The following is a 20655-nucleotide window of genomic DNA, read 5'->3' as shown; positions in this document are numbered from 1 at the left end:
TTAATTCTTATTCTCTTTTCTTTTTCTTACAAAGAAACTAATTCCAAAATAACCTATTAAGGCAAATAAGAAGTATCTGAAATAAGATTGTGGTTGTCCGTCTCCACTAACTGTAGTAAACATTCTGTCCCAACGAATTTTATTTAATCCTTTTCCATTTGGATCCAAACTCATCCAAATGAAAACTGGTTTTCCAACAATGTGATCTTCAGGAGTATAACCAAAATACCTAGCGTCAAGGGAATTATGACGATTGTCTCCCATCATCCAATAATAATTTTGTTTAAAAGTGTAAGAAGTTGCTATTTCACCATTAATTCTAATTTCATTTCCATTTACTTTCAAATCATTTTTTTCATATTCACCAATTATCTTTTTATAAAATGGCAAAGTTTGGGTATTTAAAGCAACTGTTGCTCCTTTTTTAGGAATATAAACTGGACCGAAATTGTCACGATTCCATTTGTTGATATTAGGAAATATTCCTTGTTCATTTCCAGTATCAATATTTCTTTTTACTGAAGTTATACCTGGAATGTTTTTCATTCTTTCAGCATTTTCAAAAGTCAATGCGGTAATTCCAATTGTGTCTTTTGCCTCGCTCACATAATTAAATCCATCTGTAATATTCATTTCCTTAAAAAGGTATTCAAAATCAATTGGCGTTTTTCCGTCAAGGGTAATTTTATAAGAATATTGAGGCTTTGAACGTTCAGGCATTGGAAGAATCTTGCCATTTACATAAACTACACCATCTTTTATAGACAAACTATCGCCAGGAATACCAACGCAACGTTTCACATAATTAGTTTTTTTGTCAATTGGTTTGTCGTATCTTTTATCGGCAGTTTTATACATATTGTATAATGTATCTGCTGGCCAGTTGAATACCACAATGTCAGCTCTATTTACTTCTTGCATTGCAAAAAATCGGAAATAAGGCAATTGTGGAAAACTTGAATAGGATTTTACATTTATTAGAGGTAATGTATCGTGAACCATTGGTGCAGCAATTGGCGTCATAGGTGTTCTGGCACCATAATGAAATTTACTCACAAATAAAAAGTCACCAACTAATAATGATTTTTCTAATGAGGAAGTCGGAATTGTATAAGGTTGCATCACATATGTATGCACTAAAGTCGCAACAACTATGGCGTAAAGTAACGATCCAATAGTATCTGCAGTTTTGGTTGAAGGTTCCAAACTTCTGTTTTCAATATAGACTAACTTTTGAGTGTAGTTTAAATAATAAATATAAAATCCAAAAGTAAATATCCCCAAAATTGTATCTAAAGTTGAGTTTTTACCAAAACTTCTTAATGTCTCAACCCACACAACAGGAAACATAATCAGATTAATAACAGGAACGAATAATAAAATAGTCCACCATGGCGAACGATTAATTATTTTCATCAATACCACTGCATTATATACTGGAATTGCAGCTTCCCATTTTTTTCTACCTGCTGCTTCATATAATTTCCAAGTTCCTAAAAAGTGAACTACTTGAACAATTAAGAAGAATATAAACCATTGAATTAGTGTCATATATATTTTATATTTTAGATTTTAGATTTCAATTGAAACACAAAAATCTTATTATTTTTTAATTTATTCGTTTTTCTTATTATTTTTTTAACTTAATTCTTATATAATTTCTAAGACATCTTTCATAGTGTAAACACCATTTTTACCAACAATCCATTCAGCGGCGATTACTGCACCAAGTGCAAATCCTTCCCTGTTGTGTGCCAAATGTTTTATTTCAATTAAGTCAACATTGGAATTATAAGAAACAGTGTGCGTTCCTGGCACGTTTTCTATTCTCTTTGCTTCGATCAAAATATCATCTGATTTCGGATTTTCTAAAGTCCAGTTTTTATAATCGCTATTTTCAATTACGCCTTTAGCTAATGAAATTGCTGTTCCGCTTGGGGCATCTAATTTTTGAGTGTGGTGAATTTCTTCAATTCCAACTTTATAATCTTCAAATTTTGACATGATTTTGGCCAAATAACTATTCAATTCAAAGAAAATATTTACTCCTAAACTAAAATTAGAACTACTGATAAATGCACTATTTTTTTCATTACAAAGCTGAACCATTTTGTCATAATCTTGCAACCAACCTGTAGTTCCAGAAATCACTGGAATACCAAGATTTAGTGCCGCAGAAATGTTCTCAACAGCTGCATCAGGAGCACTAAATTCGATTGCTACAGTTGCATTTTCTAATCCGTCAAAGGAATCCCCAATAGATTTTCTAACAACTATTTCATGTCCTCTTTGCAATGCTATTTTCTCAATAACTTGCCCCATTTTTCCGTAACCTAAAAGTGCAATTTTCATTAAAAGTGGAAGTTTAAAGTCAGACCTAAATTTTGTTGGTAAGTAATCTCATCACTGTAAATTTCAGGACGAAACGATAATTTGTCATTTACATTAAATTGCATCAAATGCGCATCAATATTAGCATCTACAATATTTAAAGCATAAAAAACCACAGCTACAAATAAAGATAAATCTCTGTTTCTTTGATAAAATTGTTGTGCTGTAATTAATCGGGAATCATCTAAATATTGATAATTGTCATCTCGATAACCTGCCAAACGTCTTTTGTAAGCATCACGATAACTGTTGTATTTATTGCTGTTGATATTATAGTAATACAATCCAGCTCCAATTCCTCCATAAACCAAAGGAATTTTCCAATATTTTTTATTATAAGCTTGTCCTAAACCTGGAATAACAGCCGAATAAAATGCCGCTTTTGCTGGAGATAAAGGGTTTATTTCTTTATATTTCACAGTATCTTTAGCTACCATAAATGTAACCTTTTTTTCTTGGGAGTAATTGGTTAAAGTTCCCAATAAAAATCCCAAAAGAAATATGAAATAGATTTTTTGCACTATCCTTTAATTAGTTTGATAATCCTATTGAAATCTTCCTCAGAATGAAATGGAATTGAGATTTTTCCTTTTCCATTTCCTGCAACTTTCACTTCAACTTTTGCTCCAAAATAATCGGTTATCACTTTATTAGCTTCAGCAGGAATAACAAAACTGGTGGTTTTTGCCTTTGATGCTGATTTAGGTTTCAAACTATCTTGGTAGTTTTTTACCAAAGTTTCAGTTTCTCTTACGGATAGATTTTGACTAACAATTTTTTGGTAAATACTCGTTTGTATGTCTTGATTTTCAATATTAATTATTGCACGACCGTGTCCCATGGAGATAAAACCATCGCGAATTCCTGTTTGAATAATCGGATCAAGTTTTAATAATCGAAGGTAATTTGCAATTGTTGAACGCTTTTTACCAACACGCTCGCTCATTTGCTCTTGTGTCAATTGAATTTCATCAATCAATCTTTGGTAGGATAACGCAATTTCTATAGGATCTAAATCGTGTCTTTGTATGTTTTCCACCAAAGCCATTGTCAACGATTCATTGTCATTTGCAATTCGAATGTAAGCGGGAACTACATTTAATCCTGCCAATTTCGAAGCACGTAATCTGCGTTCCCCCGAAATTAATTGGTATTTATTAAAGTCGGTTTTACGAACAGTAATAGGCTGAATTACTCCCAATTCCTTAATTGAAGTCGCCAATTCTTGCAGCGATTCTTCATTAAAATTGCTTCTTGGTTGAAATGGATTAATCTCAATAGCGTCAATTTCTAGCTCGACAATATTGCCCACCACTTTATCTGCATTCTTATCTGAAACCGATTTTATATCATTTTCTGGATCTTTCAATAATGCCGATAATCCTCTTCCTAATGCTTGTTTCTTTATTGCTTGTGCCATAAATTAATTACTATTTTTCTTAATAATTTCTTCTGCTAATCGCAAATAATTATTCGCTCCTTTACTCGTTGCGTCATAATTAATAATACTTTCCCCATAACTCGGAGCCTCACTCAATTTTACATTTCTTTGAATAATAGTTTCAAAAACCATGTCGTTAAAATGCTTTTGAACTTCCTCAACTACCTGATTTGACAATCGTAAACGAGAATCAAACATCGTTAAAAGGAGCCCTTCAATATCCAAATTCGAATTGTGAATTTTTTGAACACTCTTTATCGTATTCAATAATTTCCCCAAACCTTCTAAGGCAAAATACTCACACTGAATCGGAATAATTACCGAATTAGCTGCGGTTAAAGCATTCAAAGTCAAAAGTCCCAACGATGGTGCGCAATCAATCAAAATATAATCGTAATTCTCCTTGATGCTTTCCAAAGCTTGTTTCAACATATATTCTCTATTTTCCTTGTCAACCAATTCAATCTCGATCGCAACAAGGTCAATATGTGCGGGAATCACATCAACATTTGGCGCTGTACTTGTTACAATTGCCTCCTCCGCTTTATTGCTGTGCTCCAAAATTTGATAGGTTCCAATAGTCACGTTTTCAACGTCAATTCCTAAACCCGAACTTGAATTCGCCTGAGGATCAGCGTCGATAAGCAACACCTTTTTTTCTAAAACACCTAGTGAAGCAGCTAAATTAATGGAAGTGGTTGTTTTTCCAACACCCCCTTTTTGATTGGCAATAGCAATGATTTTACCCATTTATAATTTTAAATTTTGAAACGTAAAAATACAATTTATTATGGTTATTAGAAATCTATTTTGTTAACAATTGTTAACTATTTTATTTTTCAACTAACTTTTTTTGGAGCAATTTCCCGCTATCATTCCAAATCCTCACTAAAAAGTGAGGGATTTTCCCTTCCATCGGGGCTAAGGTTCCTCATTGAAATCACTTTTTAGATTAAAAACACTATTTATTTTTAATATATTTTTTACATTTACAATTCAAATTATTTTATGAATATCACTCCAGAAATACTATCGAAATTCAAAGAAATCATAGGTGATTCTTATGTTTTTACCGATCAAGAAACACGTAATTATTACGGTAAAGATGAAACTGAAGCTTTTGTTTTTCCTCCCTCAGTAGTTTTAAAACCAGAAACTCCTCAAGAGGTCTCCGAAATTTTGAAAATTGCAAATCTTCATGGAATTCCTGTCACCGCAATAGGAGCAAGAACGGGTTTGAGTGGCGGCGCTTTATCAGTTCATCAAGGTATCGGTTTGTCGATGGAGCGTTTCAATAAAATATTCAATATCGACGAAAAAAATCTACAAGTCGTTGTTGAACCTGGAGTAATAACTCAAGTTTTGCGGGAAGCAGTTGCCGAAAAAGACTTGTTTTACCCACCAGATCCAAGTAGTTTAGGAAGTTGTTGGATAGGAGGAAACGTTGCCGAAAATGCTGGTGGTGCGCGTGCAGTAAAATATGGAGTTACTAAAGATTATGTTCTAAATCTTGAAGTTGTCCTTGCCAATGGCGATATAATTTGGACAGGTGCAAATACATTGAAAAATTCTACTGGATATAATCTAACTCAATTAATGGTTGGTAGTGAAGGAACACTCGGAATTATCACCAAAATTGTGATGAAATTAATCCCAAAAGTGAATCACACCGTTTTAATGTTGGTTCCTTTTTATGAAGCAAACCAAGCTTGTGAAGCGGTTTCTGCCATATTTAGAGCTGGAATTACCCCAAGTGCTTTAGAATTTATGGAGCGCGATGCAATTGATTGGACTTTGAAATTTGTCCCTGATTTAAATGTACAAGTGAACGACCAAGTTCAAGCACACTTGTTGATTGAAGTTGATGGAAATTATCCTGATGTTCTTTTTCAAGAAGCCGAAAAAATTATGGAAGTAGTGGAGCAATTCAATATTGATGAAGTGCTATTTGCAGATACTGAAATCCAAAAAAATCTACTTTGGAAAATGCGTCGTAGCGTTGCCGAAGCCGTTAAGTCAAATTCAATTTATAAAGAAGAAGATACGGTTGTTCCAAGATACGAGTTGCCAAAATTATTATTTGGAATCAAAGAAATCGGAGCAAAATACGGATTTAAATCGGTATGTTACGGTCACGCAGGTGATGGGAATTTACACGTAAATATCATTAAAGGCGACATGTCTGATGAAAATTGGAACACCGAAGTCACCAAAGGTATCCGTGAAATTTTTGAGTTAACCGTTTCTTTAAAAGGCACATTATCTGGTGAACACGGAATCGGTTTTGTACAAAAAAACTATATGGATATTGCTTTTAGTGAATCTCACTTAAGGATGATGAAAGGTATAAAAACTATTTTCGATCCAAATGGAATTTTAAATCCAGGTAAGATTTTTCCCGATAATTTGTAAGTTTTTTTTCACCACAAAAGAAACAAAGGTTTCAAAAAACACAAAGAAATTTAGTAGTTAATTTTAATCATTTTCTAATTTTTAACCGCAAAGAGCGCAAAGTTATCGCAAGGTTCGCAAAGAAAATATACATCATCTTTTAGTCTATTATCTCTTCGTCTATTATCTTATGAGTTTATCAATGGTTATCTTTTTGATAAATACTCTAATAATATTGGATCTGCATTTTTAAAAGTAGCCGATTGTTCAGAAATAGTAGCGACTCTTTTTTTGTTCAATTTCATTATTGTGTCAGCCTCTGTTGTAAACAATATAGCCGACAAAAATGGATTGTTTATGTAGGGTATAAGTTCAATAATACCTTCTTCAATAGTTACAATTTTCACTTCTTCTCCCGTTTGGAATTTATAAGTCAATGCCAATTTAAGTTGGATTTCATCTGTATTGGTTCGGATATAAATATTCATTAATTGCGTATTTCCAATCGTTTTTGCTAAAGTCAACTTTGCAAAAGTTCCGTCGAAAATACTATCTCTTACTTTGTCAAAAAATAATTTATAGGTAGCGGTGTTTGGCATAAAAAATAATCTAAAATAAAACGAAACTTATTTAATCTCTTTTAGTGCTATTTTTCTTTTCGCGCTTTTCTTCCTTTTTTTCTTTAGCTGTTTTCAAAGGTTCTTTTTTGGTATTTTTTTTAGCGTCTTGACTTTTTGCCATGATAGTTTTTTTATTTATTTAGAAGTAAAGGTATCGATTATTATTTATATAAAAATGCTCCAACAGTATTAAGCCGTTGGAGCATTAAATTATTATAGCGATTAATTGAATTAATTAACTAAAACCCATTGGCCTGAAGCCAGTAAACTCTCCGCTTTTTTAAATTTCATTTCTTCGACTTTACCGGTTGCAACCTCTTGGATCTTTACAGTATCATTTCGGTTGATTTTTGGCATTTCGCGAACTATAGTTTCAGTTACTTGTCGTTGTTGTGTTTCTCCAGCTTCACGATTTGCACTCTCACTACTTACAATTTCTTCTTTACTAATTTTGTAATTTTCTTTTTTACGAACTTCCTTAGCTTCCTGAATTCTAGGTGCATTTTGTTGTGGTAAATCCCCTTTAAATAAGAAAGAAATTACATCTTTATTAACCCCATTAATCATATTGCTGAACAAATTATACGCTTCAAATTTGTAAATTAGTAATGGATCTTTTTGTTCATGTACCGCCAACTGAACCGATTGTTTCAATTCGTCCATTTTACGTAAGTGCTTTTTCCAAGCTTCGTCTACAATAGCCAACGTGATATTTTTTTCAAAATCGGCTACCAATTGTTTTCCTTGAGTTTCATAGGCACGTTTCAAATCAGTAATTACTTCCAAAGATTTTATTCCGTCTGAAAATGGAATTACAATTCGTTCAAAATGATTTGTTTTGTCCTCAAAAACATTTTTGATTATTGGGTAAGCTTCTCTTGCGCTTCTTTGAGTTTTTTCAGTATAATAGGCTAAAGTTGCTTTGTAAGTTTTTCCTGTCAATTCAACTTCAGTCATTTTCAAGAAATCACTTTCTGAAACTGGTGATGTGATAGAGAAATAACGAATTAATTCAAATTCAAAATTCTTAAAATCACCTGACAATTTATTGTTATTCACAATTATTTCGCAAGTATCATACATCATATTGGCAATATCCAATTTCAATCGCTCCCCAAATAATGCATGGCGACGACGTTTGTAAACTACTTCACGTTGTGCATTCATTACATCATCATACTCTAATAAACGCTTACGAACACCAAAATTGTTTTCTTCAACTTTTTTCTGAGCTCTTTCAATAGACTTGGTCATCATAGAATGCTGAATAACTTCGCCTTCTTTCAATCCCATTCTGTCCATTACTTTAGCAACACGCTCCGAACCGAACAAACGCATTAAGTTGTCTTCAAGTGACACATAAAATTGTGAACTTCCTGGATCCCCCTGACGACCAGCACGACCTCTCAACTGACGGTCAACACGGCGTGAATCGTGACGCTCTGTACCAATAATCGCTAATCCACCAGCAGCTTTTACCTCTGCAGACAATTTAATATCCGTTCCACGACCAGCCATGTTCGTAGCAATAGTTACTACTCCAGCTTTTCCCGCTTCTTCAACAATTTGAGCTTCTTGCTTGTGCATTTTTGCATTCAATACGTTATGATTTACTCCGCGCATTTTCAACATTCTACTCAATAATTCGGAAATCTCTACCGATGTTGTTCCAATCAATACTGGTCTTCCAGCTGCTGATAATTCAGTAACATCTTCAATAACAGCATTGAATTTTTCACGAGTAGTTTTATAAATTAAATCTTCTCTATCTTGTCTCGCCATTGGTCGATTAGTTGGAATTTCAACTACATCCAATTTGTAAATTTCCCAAAGTTCTCCTGCTTCAGTCACCGCAGTTCCGGTCATACCAGCTAACTTACTGTACATTCTGAAGTAATTTTGTAAAGTTACGGTTGCAAATGTTTGAGTAGCAGCTTCAATTTTTACGTTTTCTTTAGCTTCAATTGCTTGGTGCAATCCGTCAGAATAACGACGTCCATCCATGATACGACCCGTTTGTTCATCTACAATCATGATTTTATTGTCCATGATTACATATTCTATATCTTTTTCAAATAAAGAATAAGCTTTCAATAATTGAGTTAATGTGTGTATTCTTTCACTTTTAATACTAAAATCTTGAAACAACATCTCTTTAGCCTCAGCTTCAGCATCTTTATCTAAATTTTGTCTCTCAATTGCTGCAATCTCAGTTCCAATATCTGGAAGAATAAAGAAGTTGCTATCGGTATCTTTTGATAAAAATTGAATTCCATTGTCAGATAATTCAACTTGATTGTTTTTTTCTTCAATTACAAAATACAAGGCCTCATCCACAAGATGCATATCTCTTTTGTTGTCTTGTAAATATTGATTTTCAGTTTTTTGAAGTAATTGTTTTACACCTTCTTCACTTAAAAACTTAATTAACGCTTTGTTTTTAGGCAAACTTCGATAAGCACGTAATAAATTAAACCCACCGTCTTTAGTGTTTCCTTCCTTAATTAATCGTTTCGCCTCGGTTAAAAAACCATTTGATAATTGTCTTTGTAAGTTAACTAAATTTTCAATTTTTGGTTTCAATTCATTGAACTCATGACGATCTCCTTGAGGAACTGGACCTGAAATAATTAATGGCGTTCTTGCATCATCAATTAATACAGAATCGACCTCGTCTACAATTGCAAAATTGTGTTTTCTTTGTACTAATTCTGCAGGTGAATGTGCCATATTATCTCTTAAATAATCGAAACCAAATTCGTTATTTGTTCCATAAGTAATATCTGCTTCGTAGGCTTTTCTTCTTTCGTCAGAATTCGGTTGGTGGTTGTCAATACAATCGACTGTCAATCCGTGGAATTCAAAAAGTGGCGCTTTCCAAGTACTATCCCTTTTTGCCAAATAATCATTCACTGTTACTAAATGCACTCCGTTTCCAGTTAAGGCATTTAGGTATAATGGTAAGGTTGCTACCAATGTTTTTCCTTCACCCGTTTGCATCTCAGCAACTTTTCCACCGTGAAGTACCATTCCACCTATTAATTGAACATCATAGTGGATCATATCCCAAGTGATTTGCTTTCCAGCAGCACTCCAAGAATTTGCCCAAACGGCTTGTTCTCCTTCTAAAGTAATGTAAGTTTTTGTAGCAGAAAGTTCTCTGTCTTTTGCAGTAGCGGTAACTTTTATTGAAGTATTTTCTTTAAATCGTTTTGCAGTTTCTTTAACTACAGCAAATGCTTCTGGAAGAATATCATTCAAAGTTTTTTCAGAAATCTCGTAAGCTTCTTTCTCTAAAGCATCGATTTCTAAATACAAATCTTCTCTTTTGTCAATATCTTCAATAGTTTCTACTTCAGTTTTAAGAGTAGCAATTTTTGCATCTTTTTCAGCTCGAGCTTGTTTAATTAACTCTTTAAAGTAAGCTGTTTTTGCTCTCAATTCATCATGAGATAATGATTCTAAAGCGCTTTCAAACGATTTTATTTTATTTATATTTCCTTGTAAAGCTTTTACATCTTGTTGCGATTTATCTCCAACAAAGACTTTTAATATGCTGTTTATGAAACTCATAATATGATTTCTATTTCAATTTATATTGTGTGTGCAAAATAACCAAAAAAAAAGCCTCGTTGGAGACTTTTTATTGGTTTTAATATTTTTTTAATATTCATCCTCGTTCCAAAGATAATCTTCGTCCGTTGGATAATCAGGCCAAATTTCTTCCATTGATTCATAAATCTCTCCTTCATCCTCTATAGATTGTAGGTTCTCCACTACTTCAAGTGGCGCACCAGCTCTAATAGCGTAGTCAATAAGTTCGTCTTTGGTCGCAGGCCACGGCGCATCACTTAAATAAGATGCTAATTCTAATGTCCAATACATTTTTACTTATTTTTAGTTTATGCAAAAATAATTTTTTTACTTAAAAAGTCAAGTAAAATTCCATTTATTTTACAAAATAGTTAAGAACGTTGTAATTATCGACTAAATATTGATATAAAATAACTGGTTATCAATATTTTAATTAAATGAATTTTTTCTAGAAATTACTTTCTTGGAATCCATTTAACTTCGGCTGCTTTGAGGTCATAACTCAACTTCCGTGCCAACACAAAAAGGTAGTCAGAAAGACGGTTTAAGTACTTAATTGCGTTTTCATCTACCGGCTCATTATGGTCTAGATGAACTGCTAATCGTTCAGCACGTCGGCAAACACATCTTGCAATGTGACAATATGACACCGTTGTATGACCGCCAGGTAAAATAAAATGAGTCATTTGCGGAAGTAATTCTTCCATGGTATCAATTTCTTTTTCTAAAAATTCAATATCACTTTCAACAACTCCTAGATTTTTTAATCTTAATTCACCATTTTTTTTAACTGCTTTTTCAGGTGGAGTTGCTAAAATGGCTCCAACAGTAAATAATCGATCTTGAACTTCAATCAAAACTTCTTTGTAATGGGAATCCATTTCTTGATCGCGAAGTAAACCGATATGAGAATTTAATTCGTCGACAGTTCCGTAGCTTTCTATTCTAATGTGGTCTTTTAGAACTCTTGTCCCTCCAAAAAGGGCAGTTGTTCCAGTATCACCTGTTTTAGTGTAAATTTTCATTTTACCGATTTAGTTTTTATTATTGGTGTCACTTTCAATTAAACCATCACGTAAACGGATCACTCGGTGAGCGTAAGCTGCAACTTCTTCCTCGTGAGTTACTATAATTACTGTATTTCCTAATTTATGAATATCGCCAAATAATTTCATGATTTCTTCAGATGTTTTACTATCTAAATTTCCTGTAGGTTCATCTGCAAGAATAATTGAAGGTTTGTTAACCAAAGCTCTAGCTACCGCAACACGCTGGCGTTGACCTCCTGAAAGTTGGTTGGGTTGGTGGTCCATTCTATCGGCTAAACCAACTTGTTTCAGAACTTCTTCGGCTCGTATCATGCGCTCAGATTTTGAATATCCTGCATAAACCATCGGTAAAGCAACATTGTCTAATGCGGTTGTTCTTGGCAATAGATTGAATGTCTGAAACACAAAACCAATTTCTTTATTACGAATTTCAGCTAGTTCATCATCATGCATTTTACTAACATCTTTTCCGTTCAAAATATAACTTCCTGATGTTGGTGTATCCAAACAACCCAATAAATTCATTAATGTTGATTTTCCTGAACCTGAAGGCCCCATTAATGCAACATATTCTCCTTTATTTATTTCTAAATCAATTCCTTTTAGAACGTAAACAATTTCATTCCCTAGAACGAAATCTCTTTTTATTTTGGTAATTTGAATTAGTGGTTTTGCCATTTTTATTTGGAATTCAATTGGTGTTAGTTTTTGTAATTTTATTTTAGGCATTAAAAGTACAAAAAGGAATTATGGATTTACTAATTCCTAGACTTTTTTTAACTTTTGAAAATTATACTCGAATGGTGAAATGTTCTTTTACTTGTTCTTTTCGAATAAATGCCAAACCAAATGAATAGGTGTCAATTGTAACATTAAAATTAGAACTAGCAACAACAGATTTCCATTGTGTTTCAGTTGATTTAGAATTATGTGGATTCTCGAAAATAATACAAGTTTCATTATTTGCTAAAGCAATAATTGACTCTAATTCAGTAATTTGATTATTTAAATTAGTCAAATCTATATAAATAAAATCAACTTTCGAGGGTACAATTTTTTTATTTTCCGAAATATAAATCCCTTCTTGAAATTGGAAATAATGAAACAATCGATTTAAAAATTTACCTTTTTTTGTCTTTGTTTCCAAATTTGGAAAGTAAGGAGCTAATTTTGATTTGTTATAAAAACATTTGGTAACCAATAAAAATACAAATGGAGAATGAACCCCATGTTCGTTTTTGGAGTTCCAGAGAAATTTCAAATATGATATTATAATTTGTATCACTAAGTTGTACTAAGTTTGGACAAAATTACACAAAGAAATAATTAAAAAGCATAGAAAAAATTAGTGTTTTCTCTTCGTGAAATAGTAAAATATTATCCTTCCATTTTGCTTGAAAGTTCAAACCATCGTTCCTCTTTTGACTCTATTTTATTGATGATATTTTTCAATTCGTTTGCCTTTTTCTCAATATCATTGGTGTCTATTTTTCCATCAGAGAATAATTGCTCAATTTTAGCTTTTTCTATTTCTAAATCTTTTATATCTCTCTCAATTTTCTGAAACTCTTTTTGCTCATTAAATGTTAAATTTCCTGTTGGATTGTTTTGTTTCCAATCTTTCTTTTCTGCTTTATTATCTTCTTTTTGTGCCACGTCTACACTGTCTTCATAGGCTCTAAAATCAGAGTAATTTCCTGGAAAATTCTCTATTTCACCTTGACCTCGAAACACAAATAAGTGATCCACAATTTTATCCATAAAGTAACGGTCATGTGAAACCACAAGCAAGCAACCAGGGAAATCCAAAAGGAAACTCTCTAAAACATTCAACGTCACAATATCCAAATCGTTTGTTGGTTCATCAAGAATTAAAAAGTTTGGATTCTGAATTAAAACAGTGCATAAATACAAACGTTTCAACTCGCCACCACTCAGTTTCTCAATATAATCGTATTGTTTTTTGCTATCAAATAAAAATCGTTCTAACAACTGAGATGCCGAAATAATTTTCCCTTTTGTCAACGGAATGTACTCGCCATATTCTTTAATAACATCAATTACACGTTGCGCCGGCTTAGGATTGATTCCACTTTGGGTATAATAACCAATTTTTATAGTGTCTCCCACAACCACTTTTCCACTATCGAGTGGTAATGTGCCCGTAAGCAAATTCAAAAAAGTCGATTTTCCAGTTCCGTTTTTACCAATAATTCCAATGCGTTCCCCACGTTGAAAATCAAAATCAAAATTATCTAAAATTACATGGTCCTTGAATTTCTTAGAAATCTTGTGAAGCTCTATAATTTTGCTTCCCATCCGTTCCATATTTATTTCTAATTCAACTACATTTTCCTTTCTTCGACTTTGCGCTTTCTCCTTAATTACATAAAAATCATCTTGTCGAGATTTCGATTTCGTTGTTCTCGCTTTTGGTTGGCGACGCATCCATTCTAATTCCTTTACAAATAAGTTTTGCGCCTTATCAATACTCGAATTTTCAGAAGCTATTCGTTCTTCTTTTTTCTCTAAATAATAGGAGTAATTTCCTTTGTACTGATAGATTTTTCCATTGTCTAATTCTATGATTTCATTACAAACGCGCTCTAAAAAGAATCGATCGTGGGTAACCATAAACAAGGTAATATTTTCTTTTGCAAAATAACTTTCAAGCCATTCAATCATTTCTAGATCCAAGTGATTCGTTGGCTCGTCCAAGATTAATAAATCAGGTCGATTGATCAATATAATTGCTAATGACAATCTTTTTTTCTGTCCACCTGATAGATTTTTAACTTTCAATTTAAAGTCTTCCAACTTTAATTTGAACAAAATTTGTTTGTATTGAGTTTCAAAATCCCAAGCATTGTGTTGGTCCATTGCATCAAAAGCTTTTTGATAGGTATCTTGGTCATCAGGATTTTCTAGTGCTTTTTCATAAGCTTCTATCACCTTTAAACTCTCATTATCAGAAGCAAAAATGCTCTCTTCAATAGTCAATTCTTCCTGCAATTTATTATCTTGAGATAAAAATGCCATTCTAATGCTTTTTCTCAAAACCACTTGTCCAGTATCTGGTTCGTCAAAACCGTTTATGATGTTCATAATGGTAGTTTTTCCCGAACCATTTTTGGCTATGAAGGCAATTTTTTGGTCCTTATTGATACCAAAAGATATGTTTTCAAAAAGTGTTTTTTCTCCAAATGATTTAGAGATATTTTCAACAGATAAATAATTCACAAGTCTATTTTTTTGCAAAAGTAAGCTATTGTATTGAAACTTGTTGCTTTGAAACTTTGCAACTTTACAACTTAAAATATATCTTTGAAAAATGCAATTATCAGTAATCATACTTAATTATAATGTTCGCTTCTTTTTGGAACAATGTGTTGCAAGTGTTCAAGAGGCGCTTTCAAACATTGAAAGTGAAATAATTGTAATTGATAATCATTCTTCTGATGATAGTTACGAAATGATTAAATCTCGTTTTCCAAATGTTAAACTCATTGAGAACAATTCTAATTTAGGATTTCCAAAAGGGAATAATATTGGTGTGGCTCGGGCCAAAGGGGATTATATTTGTATTTTAAATCCAGATACTGTAGTAGCTGAGGATACCTTCGAAAAGATTCTCGCATTTGCTGAAAAGCAAGAAAATCTGGGAATTGTTGGTTGTAAATTAATAGATGGTTCGGGTAATTTTTTACCAGAAAGTAAAAGAGGCATTCCAACACCATTTGTAGCGATAACAAAAATATTTGGTCTTTATAAATTATTCCCAAATTCGAAACTTTTTAATCGTTATTATGCGCAACATTTGTCTGAAAATGAAACAGGAAAAGTCGATATTCTTGTTGGTGCTTTTATGATAATGAAGCTTGAATTGTATAATGAAATTGGAGGATTTGATGAAAATTGTTTTATGTATTCTGACGATATTGATTTGTCTTTTATGGCATTAAAAAGCGGAAAATCGAATTATTATTTCCATGAAACTTCAGTTATACATTATAAAGGAGAAAGCACGGTAAAAGACGGATTGTATATGAAGCGATTCCGAGAAGCAATGCAGTTTTTTTATAAAAAACATTATAATAATTCTCCTTTATTTGATTTTTTTATGAATATAGGAACTTTGTTTTTTGCTTTATTTAAAAAATATCAGGGAAATACTAAGTCAATTGAGGTTGATGATTATATTTTGATTTCGGAAGATGAAAATTTGAGTAATAAATTGGAAAAACAATTGAATAAAAAATTAAATTGGGAAACTAAATTAGATTCAAATAACTTATTTTCGCATATAAATAATTGTAAAAAACAAACAGAGATTCTAATTGATAATAACTCGTTTTCATTTAAATCGATAATTTCATTTTTAGAAACACATAAAAATCAAGGTTTTACCTTTAAAATTATTCCTAAAAACGCTTTATTTATGATAGGAAGCAACAATAGTAATGAAAGAGGAATAGTTATTAAAATTGATTAATATTTCATATTGCGCAGTAATTATTCATATTATTTAGTAATTTTGCAAAACGAATACACAAAAACAACTTTAGTTTAAGAATATGGCAAAGTTTGAATTGAAATTACCAAAAATGGGAGAAAGCGTTGCTGAAGCTACGATTACCAATTGGTTAAAAAAAGTTGGAGATAAAATAGAAATCGATGAAGCAGTATTAGAAATTGCTACCGACAAGGTGGATAGTGAAATACCTTCTGAAATTTCTGGTGTTTTATCTGAAATAATTTTTAATGTAAACGACATTGTTAAAGTAGGACAAACTATTGCAATTATTGAAACTGAAGCTCAAGCTCAAGAGACAACTCAAGTTGTTTCAACGCCAGAAGTTGCTCCAGAAAGCGTTGTTGCTGTTGAAGAAATTATCGAGAAAGCTGTTGCTACAGTTTCTGAGCCTGTTAATTTCTCAAGTTCAGACAAATTCTTTTCTCCTTTAGTTAAAAATATTGCCAAGCAAGAGGGAATATCATTAGCAGAATTGGAAGCTATAAATGGATCTGGAAAAGAGGGACGAGTTACTAAAGAAGATATTTTGAAATTTGTGGAAAGCCGTAAAACAAATGTTACTGCACCAGTTTCAACACCAACAACTAGTTTCCAACCAGCAAAAGCAGCTCCGGTTTCTGTAAATGGAGGGGATGAAATTGTAGAAATGGATAGAATGCGAAAGCTGATTTCAGGATATATGATGGCTTCGATTAATACGTCTGCTCACGTGCAGTCGTTTATAGAAGTGGATGTAACCAATATTTGGAAGTGGCGTGAGAAAAACAAAAATGCTTTTGAAAAGAGAGAAGGAGAGAAGCTAACTTTTACTCCAATTTTCATGGAAGCAGTTGCAAAAGCGTTAAAAGATTTCCCTGGAATGAATATTTCTGTGGATGGCGAATATATAATCAAGAAGAAAAACATCAATTTAGGAATGGCTGCGGCGTTACCAAACGGTAATTTGATTGTCCCAGTAATTAAAAATGCCGACCAGCTGAATTTAGTTGGAATGGCAAAAGCAGTTAACGATTTAGGAAATCGCGCTAAAGAAGGCAAACTAAAACCAGACGATACTCAAGGTGGAACTTATACGGTAACAAATGTAGGAACTTTTGGAAGTGTTTTTGGAACACCTATTATCAATCAGCCGCAAGTGGGTATTTTGGCATTGGGTGCTATTCGTAAAGTGCCAGCGGTAATTGAAACCCCGGAAGGAGATTTCATTGGAATCCGTAACAAAATGTTTTTGTCTCACAGTTATGATCACCGTGTGGTGGACGGCGCTCTGGGAGGAAGTTTTGTAAAACGAGTGGCCGATTATCTTGAAGCATTTGACATAAATAGAGAATTTTAATTATTCTTTAAATAAATATTATTTTTTAAACCCATCTGTTGAATCAGGTGGGTTTTGTTTTTTTATATTGTATTATAAAAGTATATTTGTTTTCTAAACAACAAAAAATGGAATTAAAATTAACCCGACCGATTTGCTTTTTTGATCTTGAAACTACCGGTATTGATGTGGCTAAAGATAGAATAGTAGAAATTGCGATTTTTAAGGTTTTTCCTAATGGCAATAAGGAAAGTAAGACTTGGTTGGTTAATCCGACGGTTCCCATTCCTCCTCAATCGACGGCTGTTCATGGAATTTCTAATGAAAAAGTAGTCAATGAACCTACCTTTAAAGAATTGGCTCCTGTTATTTATAATATGATTAAAGACAGTGATTTAGCGGGTTATAATTCAGATCGTTTTGATATTCCGTTATTGGCGGAAGAGTTGTTGCGTGCTGGAGTTGATTTTGATATGAAAGGACGAGTTTCAGTAGATGTTCAGACGGTATTTCATAAAAAGGAAGAACGAACTTTGAGTGCGGCTTTAAAATTTTATTGTGGTGAAGATTTGGTGAACGCCCATTCAGCTGAAGCCGATACAATGGCGACATACGAGATTTTGAAAGCCCAGTTGGATCGTTATTCCGATTTGGAAAACGACATGAAAGCCTTGTCAGAGTTTACCACCAGAAAAAAGAATGCTGATTTTGCTGGAATGATTGCTTTTGATGCTGATGGCGATGAGGTTTTTAACTTTGGAAAACACAAAGGAGCAAAAGTAAATACCGTTTTGGAAGCAGAACCAGGTTATTACAGTTGGATTCAAAACGCTGATTTTCCTTTATATACTAAGAAAATATTGACAGCCATTAAGTTAAGAAAATTGAATACAAAGTAGAAACGATTTAAAATAATTTAACGAAATACCATAGCCCCGATAGCAGTGGAAATCCCTCGGTTTTTTGCGAGGATTGAAACGGATAGCGGGAAAAAGCTCCAAAAAAAAATGAAAATAATTTGTATCGGTAGAAATTATACCAAGCACATTGAAGAATTAAACAATGAACGTCCTGACGAGCCGGTGGTTTTTATGAAGCCCGATTCTGCGATTTTGTTGAAACAACATCCGTTTGTGATTCCAGAATTTTCGGAAGATATTCACCATGAATTAGAGGTTATAGTGAAGATTAGCAAAGTTGGGAAATATATTGAGCCGAAATTTGCGCATAAATACTATGATGAAATTAGCGTTGGAATTGATTTTACAGCTCGAGATTTGCAGCAAAAATTAAAAGACAAAGGGCTTCCTTGGGAAAAGGCGAAGGCATTTGACGGTTCGGCGGTTATCGGTGATTTTGTTTCTAAAAGTGACTTTAAATCGTTGGATAATCTTAATTTTGAAATGACCAATAACGGAGTTACGGTTCAAAAAGGGAATACGAGTTTTATGTTGTGGAAAATAGACGAATTGATTGCCTATGTATCACAATTTTTCACTCTAAAAATAGGCGATATCATTTTTACAGGAACCCCTGAAGGCGTTGCTGTTGTTCGTCCAGATGATGTTTTAGAAGGATATTTAGAAGGAAATAAATTGTTTCGAATTCAAGTAAAATAATGGCACTACATTACAATTTAGCAAAAGTATACGCAATTTCAGATAATGATCCTGATTTTGTTCACCAAATAGTGAAAGTATTCGTATTGGACACGCCAATTGATTTGGATCATATTAAGGTAGCCATTGAAGAGAAAAACCACCAAAAATGTTTTGAATATGCTCATAAAATAAAACCATCATTGGATTTATTGAGTTTGAATATTGCTTTAGAGGAAGTAATATTAATAGAGCTATGGGCAAAATCATTGGGTAAAAAGAAGGAAGTTGTAGAACTTTACAAAAGTGCTTCAGAGCGAATTGAAAAAGCCATTAAGGAAATTAAAAAAGATTTCAACTTAAAAAACGCTAAAATTTAACCCAATAATTTATTTATTTCAACTATGAAAGCAGCAATAATCACCATTGGAGACGAGATATTAATTGGTCAAATAGTTGATACCAATTCAGGGTTTATTGCAAAATCGTTGGATAAAATCGGGGTTGATATTCATGAAATGATCTCTATTAGTGATAATAAAAATCACATTTTAGAAACGTTTGCCAAGCTTCAAAATCAAGTTGATTTGGTTTTAATAACTGGAGGCCTCGGACCAACTAAAGACGATATTACGAAACATACCTTTTGCGACTATTTTGAAGATCAATTAATTAGAAATGTCGAAGTTGAAAAACATGTTATAGAATTGATTGAAAAGGCAATGAATCGTCCTGCTTCTCAAATGAATAAAGACCAAGCATTGGTTCCTTCAAAATGTACTGTTTTACACAATGCAGTGGGAACGGCACCAGGAATGTGGATGAAAAAAGAAAATACTGTTTATATTTCTTTGCCAGGAGTTCCCTATGAAATGAAATATATAGTTGAAAATAGTATTATTCCAAAAATAGTAAAAGAATACAAGCGGCCATATATTATTCATAAAACAATTCTTACCTACGGTCAAGGGGAGAGTTTGGTAGCAGAACGAATTGAAGATTGGGAAAATAACTTACCTGAATTTATTAAATTGGCTTATTTACCGAGTCCTGGAAGAGTGAGATTACGACTTTCAGCCAGAGGAATTGACAAAGAATTATTAGATCAAAAAATCAATGAAAATGTACTTTCGTTAACGCAATTAATAGGAGATATTATTGTTGGTTATGAAGAAGATGAGACAATTGAAGTGATGCTCGGGCGATTGTTAACGAGTAAAAACGCAACTTTGGCGACTGCAGAAAGTTGTACTGGAGGAAAAATTGCTCAAGTGATAACATCAGTACCTGGTGCATCGAATTATTTTAAGGGAAGTGTGGTAAGTTATGCGACAGAAACTAAAATTTCGGTACTTGGAATTTCTTCAGAATTAATTAAAGAGCATTCAGTTGTGAGCTTTGAAGTGGCAAAAGAGATGGCTTTGGCTGTCAAAAAGTTGATGAATACCGATTATGCGATTGCCACTACGGGTAATGCTGGACCATCTAAAGGAGATGGAAATTCGGAAATTGGGACGGTTTTTATAGCAATTGCTACTCCAAATGACCTAATTATTGAAGAATTTAACTTTGGTCAACCGCGTGTAAAAGTGATAGATAGGGCTGTAAATAAGGCTTTTGAAATGCTTCAGAAAGAAATTTTAAAAAATGTACTTTAATAATTTTGTATAATAGGTTTATTTTTTGTTTCTTTGCACCCTGATTTTGAATAACGATAAAAGA

General features: G+C 32.9%; 19 protein-coding genes. 7 read left to right on the top strand and 12 right to left on the bottom strand.

Features of this window, described 5'->3' with window-relative positions; genetic code table 11:
• The 5 genes from lepB to AC9UFV_RS06245 form a co-directional block, all read right to left on the bottom strand.
• Positions 1-1551, bottom strand: a complete 1551-nt coding sequence (gene lepB, locus AC9UFV_RS06265; RefSeq protein ID WP_509573938.1) for a signal peptidase I — start codon at positions 1549-1551, stop codon at positions 1-3.
• Positions 1552-1650: 99 nt separating this feature from the next.
• Entirely contained in the window at positions 1651-2352 is a 702-nt protein-coding gene (gene dapB, locus AC9UFV_RS06260; RefSeq protein ID WP_509573936.1) for a 4-hydroxy-tetrahydrodipicolinate reductase, read from the bottom strand.
• A complete protein-coding gene (locus AC9UFV_RS06255) occupies positions 2352-2912 on the bottom strand; it encodes a DUF5683 domain-containing protein (RefSeq protein WP_509573934.1) in 561 nt (186 codons plus the stop codon). Before AC9UFV_RS06255 ends, dapB begins: the two co-directional genes overlap by 1 nt.
• Positions 2912-3811: a ParB/RepB/Spo0J family partition protein gene (locus AC9UFV_RS06250; RefSeq protein WP_509573932.1), complete on the bottom strand. Its 900-nt coding sequence runs from the start codon at positions 3809-3811 to the stop codon at positions 2912-2914. The genes AC9UFV_RS06255 and AC9UFV_RS06250 overlap by 1 nt, the downstream gene beginning before the upstream one ends.
• A gap of 3 nt (positions 3812-3814) precedes the next feature.
• A complete protein-coding gene (locus AC9UFV_RS06245) occupies positions 3815-4582 on the bottom strand; it encodes a ParA family protein (RefSeq protein WP_509573930.1) in 768 nt (255 codons plus the stop codon).
• Between the two features lie 258 nt (positions 4583-4840).
• Between AC9UFV_RS06245 and AC9UFV_RS06240 the strand changes: the two genes are divergently transcribed.
• Positions 4841-6244 carry an FAD-binding oxidoreductase gene (locus AC9UFV_RS06240; RefSeq protein WP_509573928.1) on the top strand — a complete coding sequence of 468 codons (1404 nt, stop codon included), beginning with the start codon at positions 4841-4843 and terminating at the stop codon, positions 6242-6244.
• A 185-nt stretch (positions 6245-6429) separates the two neighbouring features.
• Here AC9UFV_RS06240 and AC9UFV_RS06235 read toward each other — a convergent pair whose 3' ends face one another.
• From AC9UFV_RS06235 to AC9UFV_RS06205, 7 genes are all read right to left on the bottom strand, one after another.
• Positions 6430-6822 (bottom strand): hypothetical protein, encoded by a 393-nt coding sequence (locus tag AC9UFV_RS06235; protein WP_509573926.1) that lies wholly within the window; start codon positions 6820-6822, stop codon positions 6430-6432.
• 252 nt (positions 6823-7074) lie between these two features.
• Positions 7075-10416, bottom strand: coding sequence for a preprotein translocase subunit SecA (gene secA / locus AC9UFV_RS06230; protein ID WP_509573924.1), 3342 nt, complete (start codon positions 10414-10416; stop codon positions 7075-7077).
• Positions 10417-10506: 90 nt separating this feature from the next.
• A complete protein-coding gene (locus AC9UFV_RS06225) occupies positions 10507-10728 on the bottom strand; it encodes a DUF2795 domain-containing protein (protein WP_022828503.1) in 222 nt (73 codons plus the stop codon).
• Between the two features lie 164 nt (positions 10729-10892).
• Positions 10893-11462: a cob(I)yrinic acid a,c-diamide adenosyltransferase gene (locus AC9UFV_RS06220; RefSeq protein ID WP_509573922.1), complete on the bottom strand. Its 570-nt coding sequence runs from the start codon at positions 11460-11462 to the stop codon at positions 10893-10895.
• A gap of 9 nt (positions 11463-11471) precedes the next feature.
• Positions 11472-12164 (bottom strand): ABC transporter ATP-binding protein, encoded by a 693-nt coding sequence (locus AC9UFV_RS06215; protein WP_509520434.1) that lies wholly within the window; start codon positions 12162-12164, stop codon positions 11472-11474.
• 112 nt (positions 12165-12276) lie between these two features.
• Complete coding sequence (locus AC9UFV_RS06210) at positions 12277-12747, bottom strand: hypothetical protein (protein ID WP_509573920.1); 471 nt, start codon at positions 12745-12747, stop codon at positions 12277-12279.
• A gap of 116 nt (positions 12748-12863) precedes the next feature.
• Entirely contained in the window at positions 12864-14726 is a 1863-nt protein-coding gene (locus tag AC9UFV_RS06205) for an ABC-F family ATP-binding cassette domain-containing protein (RefSeq protein ID WP_509573970.1), read from the bottom strand.
• Between the two features lie 91 nt (positions 14727-14817).
• Here AC9UFV_RS06205 and AC9UFV_RS06200 point away from each other — a divergent pair, with 91 nt between their 5' ends.
• The 6 genes from AC9UFV_RS06200 to AC9UFV_RS06175 all read left to right on the top strand — a co-directional run bounded on the left by AC9UFV_RS06200 (position 14818) and on the right by AC9UFV_RS06175 (position 20591).
• Positions 14818-15978 (top strand): glycosyltransferase family 2 protein, encoded by a 1161-nt coding sequence (locus tag AC9UFV_RS06200; RefSeq protein ID WP_509573918.1) that lies wholly within the window; start codon positions 14818-14820, stop codon positions 15976-15978.
• A gap of 82 nt (positions 15979-16060) precedes the next feature.
• On the top strand, positions 16061-17356 hold the full coding sequence (locus tag AC9UFV_RS06195; RefSeq protein WP_509573916.1) for a dihydrolipoamide acetyltransferase family protein: 1296 nt from the start codon (positions 16061-16063) through the stop codon (positions 17354-17356).
• 107 nt (positions 17357-17463) lie between these two features.
• Positions 17464-18234, top strand: coding sequence for an exonuclease domain-containing protein (locus tag AC9UFV_RS06190; RefSeq protein ID WP_509573914.1), 771 nt, complete (start codon positions 17464-17466; stop codon positions 18232-18234).
• Positions 18235-18342: 108 nt separating this feature from the next.
• Positions 18343-18954, top strand: coding sequence for a fumarylacetoacetate hydrolase family protein (locus AC9UFV_RS06185; protein WP_509573912.1), 612 nt, complete (start codon positions 18343-18345; stop codon positions 18952-18954).
• Positions 18954-19313, top strand: coding sequence for an Hpt domain-containing protein (locus tag AC9UFV_RS06180; RefSeq protein WP_509573910.1), 360 nt, complete (start codon positions 18954-18956; stop codon positions 19311-19313). Before AC9UFV_RS06185 ends, AC9UFV_RS06180 begins: the two co-directional genes overlap by 1 nt.
• 24 nt (positions 19314-19337) lie before the next feature.
• Positions 19338-20591: a CinA family nicotinamide mononucleotide deamidase-related protein gene (locus AC9UFV_RS06175; protein WP_509573908.1), complete on the top strand. Its 1254-nt coding sequence runs from the start codon at positions 19338-19340 to the stop codon at positions 20589-20591.
• Positions 20592-20655 lie beyond the last annotated feature (64 nt).

Origin of the sequence: Flavobacterium sp. (assembly GCF_044349645.1) — a bacterium.
Classification (GTDB): Bacteria; Bacteroidota; Bacteroidia; order Flavobacteriales; family Flavobacteriaceae; genus Flavobacterium.
Note: the sequence above shows the minus strand (reverse complement) of the source record. Positions and strands in the feature narration are given on the sequence as shown.

Excerpts from the sequence above, each read along its gene's own strand:
- lepB (WP_509573938.1), bottom strand. The coding sequence starts at position 1,551 with ATGACACTAATTCAATGGTTTATATTCTTCTTAATTGTTCAAGTAGTT.
- dapB (WP_509573936.1), bottom strand. The coding sequence starts at position 2,352 with ATGAAAATTGCACTTTTAGGTTACGGAAAAATGGGGCAAGTTATTGAG.
- AC9UFV_RS06250 (WP_509573932.1), bottom strand. The coding sequence starts at position 3,811 with ATGGCACAAGCAATAAAGAAACAAGCATTAGGAAGAGGATTATCGGCA.
- AC9UFV_RS06245 (WP_509573930.1), bottom strand. The coding sequence starts at position 4,582 with ATGGGTAAAATCATTGCTATTGCCAATCAAAAAGGGGGTGTTGGAAAA.
- AC9UFV_RS06240 (WP_509573928.1), top strand. The coding sequence starts at position 4,841 with ATGAATATCACTCCAGAAATACTATCGAAATTCAAAGAAATCATAGGT.
- AC9UFV_RS06235 (WP_509573926.1), bottom strand. The coding sequence starts at position 6,822 with ATGCCAAACACCGCTACCTATAAATTATTTTTTGACAAAGTAAGAGAT.
- secA (WP_509573924.1), bottom strand. The coding sequence starts at position 10,416 with ATGAGTTTCATAAACAGCATATTAAAAGTCTTTGTTGGAGATAAATCG.
- AC9UFV_RS06225 (WP_022828503.1), bottom strand. The coding sequence starts at position 10,728 with ATGTATTGGACATTAGAATTAGCATCTTATTTAAGTGATGCGCCGTGG.
- AC9UFV_RS06220 (WP_509573922.1), bottom strand. The coding sequence starts at position 11,462 with ATGAAAATTTACACTAAAACAGGTGATACTGGAACAACTGCCCTTTTT.
- AC9UFV_RS06215 (WP_509520434.1), bottom strand. The coding sequence starts at position 12,164 with ATGGCAAAACCACTAATTCAAATTACCAAAATAAAAAGAGATTTCGTT.
- AC9UFV_RS06200 (WP_509573918.1), top strand. The coding sequence starts at position 14,818 with ATGCAATTATCAGTAATCATACTTAATTATAATGTTCGCTTCTTTTTG.
- AC9UFV_RS06195 (WP_509573916.1), top strand. The coding sequence starts at position 16,061 with ATGGCAAAGTTTGAATTGAAATTACCAAAAATGGGAGAAAGCGTTGCT.
- AC9UFV_RS06190 (WP_509573914.1), top strand. The coding sequence starts at position 17,464 with ATGGAATTAAAATTAACCCGACCGATTTGCTTTTTTGATCTTGAAACT.
- AC9UFV_RS06185 (WP_509573912.1), top strand. The coding sequence starts at position 18,343 with ATGAAAATAATTTGTATCGGTAGAAATTATACCAAGCACATTGAAGAA.
- AC9UFV_RS06180 (WP_509573910.1), top strand. The coding sequence starts at position 18,954 with ATGGCACTACATTACAATTTAGCAAAAGTATACGCAATTTCAGATAAT.
- AC9UFV_RS06175 (WP_509573908.1), top strand. The coding sequence starts at position 19,338 with ATGAAAGCAGCAATAATCACCATTGGAGACGAGATATTAATTGGTCAA.